Below are 1,021 nucleotides of genomic sequence, written 5' to 3'. Positions count from 1 at the left end.
GGGGTTTCTGTTTGTTCAGAATGGGATGATCAGGGTCAGATTGTTAGTTTAGAACTGATTGAAGAAATGGATGAATCTTTACCTATTTTTTCAGCAACTAGAGAGAATTGGGAACGATTTGTTAATCAAGAAATTGGTGCAGTTAAAGCGGTAATGACAGGGTTAATTGATTATCGAGGATCGATGACGATTATTGTTAAATATGGTCGTCACTTTGATTGTCTAGCAGAAGTAGCTCAAAAAGTCAATTAGTTATTTTACCTCCTAATTTCTCAGTAGTGCATTAAATCCTTCTTGTTGAAAATGGCGATCAAAAGTTAAAACATCGGAGAGATTTTGTTGTCTCATAATCAACATCGAAGCACAATCTGTTAAGCTATAGCTTTTATCTCGTCTTTGGCGATAAAATAGCAATGCTTCAGCAAATAACTGAGAGGTTTGAGGGATAATTTCTACTGATGAGTCTTGGTGTAATTTATCCACAATGTCTAGGGCAGCATCCCTTAAATACCCACCCCTTCCAGATAAGGCATTTAGTAATTCAGTTAACACCATTTCGCTAGTAACAGATAGAAATATATCTAATTCGTCGGTAATAGCTACAGAAGATTGATGTAAACTATCACGAGTGTCAACCAGTGCTTGAAGATAAGCAGTATCTAAAAAAATCTTTCTCATTCGTCTTCGTAATCCTCGTCTCTGGGTGCGCCATACATATAATGTTCAAAATTGCGAGCAAAATCTTTAGGTAATTTGTTCCACTCTTCAATGGGAACTTTTTCACCAATTTCCACAATGGCTTTCCAAAAGGGTTTGTGGTTAGCGGTTTCTAAGGAAGAAGTATCACTATTTTCGCAGGGGATAGGAGTAGGGTTAGAATTGTCCATTGTTTTTGAAAGATTAGGATATTATTTATTATATAGCAATTAGGTGGGAAAGGCATGGCTGAGGTGACAGCTAATTACGACAAAACATGGAAAGAAGCGATTAGCACTTATTTGGCAGAGTTCTTAAGCTTCTT

At 36.6% G+C, this 1,021-nt stretch carries 3 protein-coding genes; 1 reads left to right on the top strand and 2 read right to left on the bottom strand.

Annotated features, from left to right (window positions below; all coding sequences use genetic code 11):
* Positions 1-252: hypothetical protein (locus tag PX636_RS07215; RefSeq protein ID WP_288116605.1), on the top strand; the 252-nt coding region annotated here is incomplete at its 5' end.
* A 12-nt stretch (positions 253-264) separates the two neighbouring features.
* Here PX636_RS07215 and PX636_RS07210 read toward each other — a convergent pair.
* Together PX636_RS07210 and PX636_RS07205 are read right to left on the bottom strand one after the other, a co-directional pair.
* Positions 265-678, bottom strand: a complete 414-nt coding sequence (locus PX636_RS07210; RefSeq protein WP_288116604.1) for a type II toxin-antitoxin system VapC family toxin — start codon at positions 676-678, stop codon at positions 265-267.
* Positions 675-887 carry a hypothetical protein gene (locus PX636_RS07205; RefSeq protein ID WP_002762577.1) on the bottom strand — a complete coding sequence of 71 codons (213 nt, stop codon included), beginning with the start codon at positions 885-887 and terminating at the stop codon, positions 675-677. Before PX636_RS07205 ends, PX636_RS07210 begins: the two co-directional genes overlap by 4 nt.
* Positions 888-1,021 lie beyond the last annotated feature (134 nt).

It is taken from the genome of Microcystis sp. M53598_WE2 (genome assembly GCF_030067735.1).
Classification (GTDB): domain Bacteria; phylum Cyanobacteriota; class Cyanobacteriia; order Cyanobacteriales; family Microcystaceae; genus Microcystis; species Microcystis aeruginosa.
This window is presented reverse-complemented; position numbering and strand designations above follow the sequence as displayed.

Excerpts from the sequence above, each read along its gene's own strand:
- PX636_RS07205 (WP_002762577.1), bottom strand. The coding sequence starts at position 887 with ATGGACAATTCTAACCCTACTCCTATCCCCTGCGAAAATAGTGATACT.
- PX636_RS07210 (WP_288116604.1), bottom strand. The coding sequence starts at position 678 with ATGAGAAAGATTTTTTTAGATACTGCTTATCTTCAAGCACTGGTTGAC.